The 6,379-nt window shown below is 63.2% G+C and carries 7 protein-coding genes; all 7 read right to left on the bottom strand.

Features of this window, described 5'->3' with window-relative positions:
* Positions 1–170: 170 nt before the first annotated feature.
* The 7 genes from AC0L2J_RS10525 to AC0L2J_RS10495 all read right to left on the bottom strand — a co-directional run bounded on the left by AC0L2J_RS10525 (position 171) and on the right by AC0L2J_RS10495 (position 6,246).
* A complete protein-coding gene (locus tag AC0L2J_RS10525; protein WP_473389118.1) occupies positions 171–1,343 on the bottom strand; it encodes a phosphoserine transaminase in 1,173 nt (390 codons plus the stop codon).
* 79 nt (positions 1,344–1,422) lie between these two features.
* Positions 1,423–1,614 carry a hypothetical protein gene (locus AC0L2J_RS10520; protein ID WP_231170993.1) on the bottom strand — a complete coding sequence of 64 codons (192 nt, stop codon included), beginning with the start codon at positions 1,612–1,614 and terminating at the stop codon, positions 1,423–1,425.
* Positions 1,615–1,785: 171 nt separating this feature from the next.
* Positions 1,786–2,250 (bottom strand): GNAT family N-acetyltransferase, encoded by a 465-nt coding sequence (locus AC0L2J_RS10515; protein ID WP_473389115.1) that lies wholly within the window; start codon positions 2,248–2,250, stop codon positions 1,786–1,788.
* A 25-nt stretch (positions 2,251–2,275) separates the two neighbouring features.
* Positions 2,276–2,866 carry a glutathione S-transferase family protein gene (locus AC0L2J_RS10510; RefSeq protein ID WP_473389111.1) on the bottom strand — a complete coding sequence of 197 codons (591 nt, stop codon included), beginning with the start codon at positions 2,864–2,866 and terminating at the stop codon, positions 2,276–2,278.
* Positions 2,867–2,937: 71 nt separating this feature from the next.
* Positions 2,938–3,765 carry an outer membrane protein gene (locus tag AC0L2J_RS10505; protein WP_007614744.1) on the bottom strand — a complete coding sequence of 276 codons (828 nt, stop codon included), beginning with the start codon at positions 3,763–3,765 and terminating at the stop codon, positions 2,938–2,940.
* Between the two features lie 167 nt (positions 3,766–3,932).
* Positions 3,933–4,760, bottom strand: coding sequence for an outer membrane protein (locus AC0L2J_RS10500; protein WP_007614746.1), 828 nt, complete (start codon positions 4,758–4,760; stop codon positions 3,933–3,935).
* 235 nt (positions 4,761–4,995) lie between these two features.
* Complete coding sequence (locus tag AC0L2J_RS10495; RefSeq protein ID WP_473389105.1) at positions 4,996–6,246, bottom strand: MFS transporter; 1,251 nt, start codon at positions 6,244–6,246, stop codon at positions 4,996–4,998.
* Positions 6,247–6,379 lie beyond the last annotated feature (133 nt).

Below are 6,379 nucleotides of genomic sequence, written 5' to 3'. Positions count from 1 at the left end.
TCGGCTTTTTTTCTCCGCCGTCTCCCCCCCCCCCCCCCCCCCCCCCTTGGGTGTGGGGGGGGGGGGGGGGGCCCCCCCCCCGCCACAGGCGAGGTGCTCGCGGAGAGAGCCCCTCACCCGGATCGCTGCGCGACCCGACCTCTCCCCGTAAGAACGGGGAGAGGTAAAAACTACGCCGCCTTGGCGAGCGTGGCCTTAGTCTCGGCAAAAGCCCAGTCGATCCACTGGGTCAGCAGCGCGACATCGCTGGCCTCGACGGTGGCGCCGCACCAGATGCGCAGGCCGGCGGGCGCATCGCGGTAGTAGGCGAAGTCGTAGCCCGCGCCTTCCTTCTCGACCAGCGCCACCAGCTTCTTGGAGAAGTCGGCCTGCGCGTCCTCGGACAGCGAGGTGATCGCGGGATCGGTGAACTTCAGGCACACCGACGTGTTGGAGCGGATCGCGGCGTCCTTGGCGAGGAAGTCGATCCAGGGCGTCTTCGCCTTCCAGTCGGCGAGCACCTTGGTATTGGCGTCGGCGCGCGCGATCAGCGCCTTCAGACCGCCGATCGACTTGGCCCAGTTCAGCGCGTCGAGATAATCCTCGACGCAGAGCATCGATGGCGTGTTGATGGTCTCGCCGACGAAAATGCCTTCGTTGATCTTGCCGCCCTTGGTCATGCGGAAAATCTTCGGCAGCGGCCAGGCTGGCTTGTAGGTTTCGAGCCGCTCCACCGCGCGGGGCGAGAGGATCAGCATGCCGTGCGCGGCTTCGCCGCCGAGCGCCTTCTGCCAGGAGAAGGTGACGACGTCGAGCTTGGCCCAGTCGAGGGGTTGCGCGAACGCGGCCGAAGTGGCGTCGCAGATGGTCAGACCTTCGCGGCTCGCGCTGATCCAGTCGGCATTCGGCACGCGCACGCCCGAGGTGGTGCCGTTCCAGGTGAAGACGACGTCGGACTTCGGATCGACCTTGGAGAGGTCGGGGATCTCACCATAAGCCGCGTTGAGCCTGGTGACGTCCTTGAGCTTCAATTCCTTGACGATGTCGCTGACCCAACCCTCGCCGAAGGATTCCCAGGCGAGCGTGGTGACGGGCCGCGCACCCAGCATCGACCACAGCGCCATCTCGACCGCGCCGGTATCGGAGGCCGGCACGATGCCGATGCGATAATCGGCGGGCACTTCAAGCACTTCGCGCGTCAAATCGATCGCGAGCTTGAGCTTGGTCTTGCCGACCTTCGCGCGATGCGAACGGCCGAGCGCTGCGTCCTTGAGATTTTGGGCATTCCATCCGGGGCGCTTGGCGCAGGGGCCGGAGGAAAAATGCGGCACGTTCGGCCGCGAAGCGGGCTTCGCTACAGTCATCGTCTACCCTTCCAGATAGTAAGCCTCCCGTTGGGGGGAGGTGTCCCGCCGCGGCTGATACGGGAATCGGGAAGGGTCGTCAAGGAAGTTCCGGGGCCTCACGCGCGAGTGATGGCGCCTCCGGCGCGATTTTGGGGGATTCGACGGCGGCGAGCGCGTTCAGCAAGTCCGTGGCTTCGCTGATCAATTGCGCGGCGCGGCGGCGGCTGCCGACTTTCAAAATGCATTTGTCATTGGCCTGCACGACGTAGTCGTTGCCGACCTTGATCATCGAATAGCTTGTCATCGAAATCCCCGAACCGATCGAGCCCGGTTTCGACGTCCCGTAGCACCGTTCGTTCCTTCACCAACGTGAACGCCGTAGCGGTGGTTTATCAGCTCTTAATATGAACGTATGCGCGATCGGATTTCGTTGACCGCGCAAGGCGCATAGCGTGCTGCGTCAAAAGCGGACAGTCATGCCGACGTGACTCGCCGTGAACCCAAGCCGCTTGTAGAAGCGCTGCGCATCCGTTCGCGTCTGATGCGTCAGCAGTTCGACCAGATTGCAGCCACGCGCTTTCGCTTCCGTCACCGCCCATTGCACCAATTGCTCGCCGATGCCGCGGCTGCGGCAATCGGAAGCAACGCGAACGTCTTCGAGCAGACCGCGCACGCCGCCTTGCGAGCTGAGACCCGGCAGGATCGCGAGCTGCAGGCAGCCGACCACCCTGCCCTCGCTCTCGGCAACCACGAGCTGGAGATTTTGATCGCGCTCGACCCGCACGAATGCCTCGTAATAGGACGCAGGCAACGGATCTTCCACGCGCTCGCGTGCGCTCCCGAGATGATCGTCGGCGAGCATCGCCACGATCGCAGCAACATCCTCGCGGCGCGCGGGACGAATGAAGACGGATTCGGCGTTCATTAAGTTACTCCTGCCTCAGCGCGCCTTAGCGCACCTTAGGAAGCCCGAGAAAGGTCTCGGCTTCGCCGATCCAGCGGCGGATGGCGGCATAACGACCGAGATCGAAGCCGCCTTCATGCGCGACGCGCGTATAGGCAAGCAGCGAGACGTCGGCAAGCGAAACGTCATCACCGGCGAAGAAGCGGTTTGCCGCCAGATGCTGCTCCATGCGATCGAGCGCCGCATAGCCGCGCTTGACCTTTTCGGGGTCGAGCTCGGAGGCGTCCTTGCCGAGATAGACGAGCTGGAAGCGGCACACCGCGATATAGGGCTCGTGGCTGTATTGTTCCCAGAACAGCCATTCGTCCATCTTGGCGGCAGTGAAGGCATCGCGCGGAATGAGCGCGCTGTCGCGCGCGAGATAGCGGATGATGGCATTGGATTGCGCCAGCGTGCGACCGTCCTCGAAGGCTACGGTGGGCACCTGGCCGGCACCGTTCATCTCGAGGAATTGCGGCGTGCGGGTCTCACCCTTGCGGGTGTCGATCTCGATCCACTGGTAGGGCAGCGCGAGCTTGTCGCAGACCCACCTCACCTTCAGACAATTCCCGGAATTGGTATCGCCGTAGATCCGCATCGCTGCCCCCGCGCATTCGGCGACAGAGCATCAGGACGGAGGCGGCATGTCAATCGGCCCGCGCTGGCGCGTCAGAATTTATAGCCGAGGCCCGCGCGGACGGTATTGATGCTGGTGTCGACCGCCGAGCTGAAGCGGATGTATTCGTACTCACCGCGGAAGAACAGGCCACCGACCAGATTGACGTCAACACCAAGACCGGCGCTGTAGCCGTAGATCAAATGGTTATGCTGGGCGTCCGTCGAGCTCAGCGGCGCGAGTGTAGTATAAGGGCCTATCAGGGTCGCGCTGATGCGGTCCTGCGCACTGACCGTGCGGATGATGTCGGCATTTCCGAGTGCGAGACCCGCGAACATGTAGGGCAGAAAGCATCCCCAGGCGTAAGCCGCGCGGCCGCGGAATGTCGCCATGTCGTTGATGTTGATCGATGACGTGGAGGTCGCCGTGACGTCGTGAAAATTGCCGTCGGACAGGGCGACGGCGCTGACGCGGCGCTCCGAGGCTGACGCGCTTCCACCGAACTTGCCGTGCAGGTAGCTGAATTCAAGGCCGAGTACGACATCGTCCCACTGGGCATTGTAGCCGACGAAAGCGCCGTAGCCGCTGGTGCGCTGCGACGCCTTGCCAAGTCCGAGATTCCACTGCGATACGCCCATCTCGCTTTCGATCAAGGTATCGGCCAACAACGCCGCCATCATGTTGCTGGTCGAGCCCTTGAAGTTCTCGTCCGACGAGCCGTAGCCGCCCTGAACGCCGATATAGCTTCCCTGCCAGTTGACGCCGGACTTGCTCAGGCCGTCGGTGAAGCTGCCGCGCAGTATGGGCAAGTCGGAGAGATCGGCCGCGTGCGCCGCAGAGACCGTCCCCAACATCGCCGCCGCCAACAAAAGCCTACGCATCGAACGCTCCATCGAACTCGAACTTTCGCTCGTGATCATGGCTCGTTAACCTTAACCAATGGTTGCGCCGGAGCCTTTCGTCGCCGCGCGCCATGAAAAATACGCAAAGCAAAACGGCGCGGGATGATCCCGCGCCGTTAAGAAATCCTAACCGATCAAGCTGACGATCAGCCCTTGGTGACGAGCGGCGGCATGTAGGCCGGCGGGCTGCTGAGATCCCAGCGCACGCCGAGCTTGATGTCGTGCGAGGTGAGCTCCTTGATCTTGATCGTGGACGGACCCGAGGCGCTGTTGTCGAACAAGCGGTAGTTGCCGGGCGCCGCATCGCCGAGGTTCATGTAGCTGTAGGCCAGTTCGACGGTGAACCCGGGATTGACCTTGTAGGCGAGACCGGCGTGGGCGGCCCAGGCGAGGTTCCACTTTCCGTTGTCGGCGAAGTAGGCGACGCTGTTGTTGAGCAGCGGGCTGTACGACACGCCGTCGTCGCGGAAGCCGCTGATCTTGTTGTAGGAGCCGCCAACACCGGCGCCGATGAACGGGGTGATGCACCACCAGGTGCCGAGATCGACATAGGCATTCGCCATGACGACCCACTCGGACTTGCTGCCGCTGTAATTGTTGACGCCGACGAAGCCGGGTCCAATGACGTTGTCGCTGCCGTGCAGATTGGCCCTGCCCCGGTACTGGCCGATCACGTCGCCACGGAACCAGTTGTTGAAGCGGTAGCCGACACCGAGATCGAACAGCGTCGCCGAGTCGAAGCCGAGTCCCTCCGTCGTCTTCGTAAACCCAGGCGCTACGGCGCCCTCGATGCTCTTGGCGCGCTGGTTGGTCATGCCGACGTCGCCGCGCAGATACCAGCCGCCGAAGTCGGCGGGCGGAGCCGGGGGAGCGTACATCGGAGGGGGCGCCGCGATCGGCATGTCGGCGGCGAACGCCATCGAGGAGATCAGGGTTGCCGCACCCGCGGCAAGGAGAGACTTAACGCTACGCATTGGCTTCGTCCTTTTGGCCGGTGAGGCAAATACGGCGCCTCACGTTCTGGAAACTCACGTCCCGGACGATGCCAGCAAATGTTTAAGCGCCACTTAACCCTAATTTTTAAGGTTGATTTTTTCTCAACTCACACGCGCATGCGGCGCGAGCGTTGCAGAAATGCAGCGCAAATGCGACGCCGCCGCCGCATTTCCTAACGATGTATGAAGCCGCGTTGCAGCAAGACAGGATATGTTAACGCCCGTGCCGCGGCAGCTTGGGCAGGAACACCGCAAGCAGGCCGATCGCCGGGAGGTAAGCGCAGACCTGGTAGACGAACGCGATCGAGGTGTGATCGGCGAGCTTGCCGAGCACGGCGGCGCCAAGGCCGCCGATGCCGAAGGCGACACCGAAGAACACGCCGGAGATCATGCCGAAGCGATGCGGTACCAGCTCCTGCGCGAACACGATGATCGACGACGTCGTCGAGGAGATGATCAGGCCGATGATCACGGACAGCACCGCGCTCGCATAGAGCCCGGCATAGGGCAGCGCCAGCGTGAACGGCAGCGCTCCCAGGATCGAAATCCAGATCACGATCTTGCGGCCGAAGCGATCGCCCAAGGGACCACCGAGAAAAGCGCCGACCGCGTTCGCCGCAAGGAAAATAAAGAGATACATCTGCGCCGCCTGGGTCGACACGCCAAAGCGGTCGATCAGATAGAAGATGTAGTAGCTCGACAGGCTCGAGACATAAAGCTGTTTCGAGAACAGCAGCGCGACCAGCACGAGGAGCGCAACGACGACGCGACGCGAGTTCGGCGCGTCGGGATGGGCTTGAGCGACCGCGGTCTTCTTCGCCTTGATCTGCGGTTCGTACCAGCGGCCGATGCGCCAGAGGATGAGGATCGCGAGGAAGGCGATCGAGGAGAACCAGGCGATGCTGCCCTGCCCGAACGGCACGACGATGAGCGCGGCGAGCACCGGTCCCATCGAGGTGCCAAAACTGCCGCCGAGCTGGAACACCGATTGCGCAAAGCCGTACCGGCCGCCGGAGGCGAGCCGCGCGATGCGCGCCGATTCGGGATGAAACACCGCCGAGCCGAGGCCGACCAGCGCGGCGGCGACGAGGATGACCAGATATTGGTGGGCGGCACTGAGCAGCAACAGACCGAAGAAGGTCGAGGCCATGCCGATCGACAGCGAATAGGGCTGCGCCTTCTTGTCGGTGTAGTGGCCGACCACCGGCTGGAGCAGCGAGGCCGTGAACTGGAAGGCCAGCGTGATCATGCCGATCTGCGCGAAGTCGAGCGCGTAGGTGTCCTTCAGGATCGGATACACGGAAGCGATCAGCGACTGCATGGTGTCGTTGAGGAAGTGCGAGAAGCTGATGCCGGCAAGCACGACATAGGCCGGCCCCGCGGCACCTTTAGCGGCGGGCGCGACGTCACCGACGATGACGGGCTCGGTCAGCGTTTCCTCTGAGACGACGACAGGCTTGTTCAATGGAGCATCCCGGCGGGCGCGGCAGATTGCTGCGACAAGCTGATTACGATGCACGCGGCGACCGATCCACCGCCAAACCCCCATGGCTGGGATGCGCTTCGCTCCATCCCTTGCGGGAGTTCGTAGCCCGGAT

The sequence above is a fragment of the Bradyrhizobium sp. MV1.5 genome (assembly GCF_055807615.1).
This window is presented reverse-complemented; position numbering and strand designations above follow the sequence as displayed.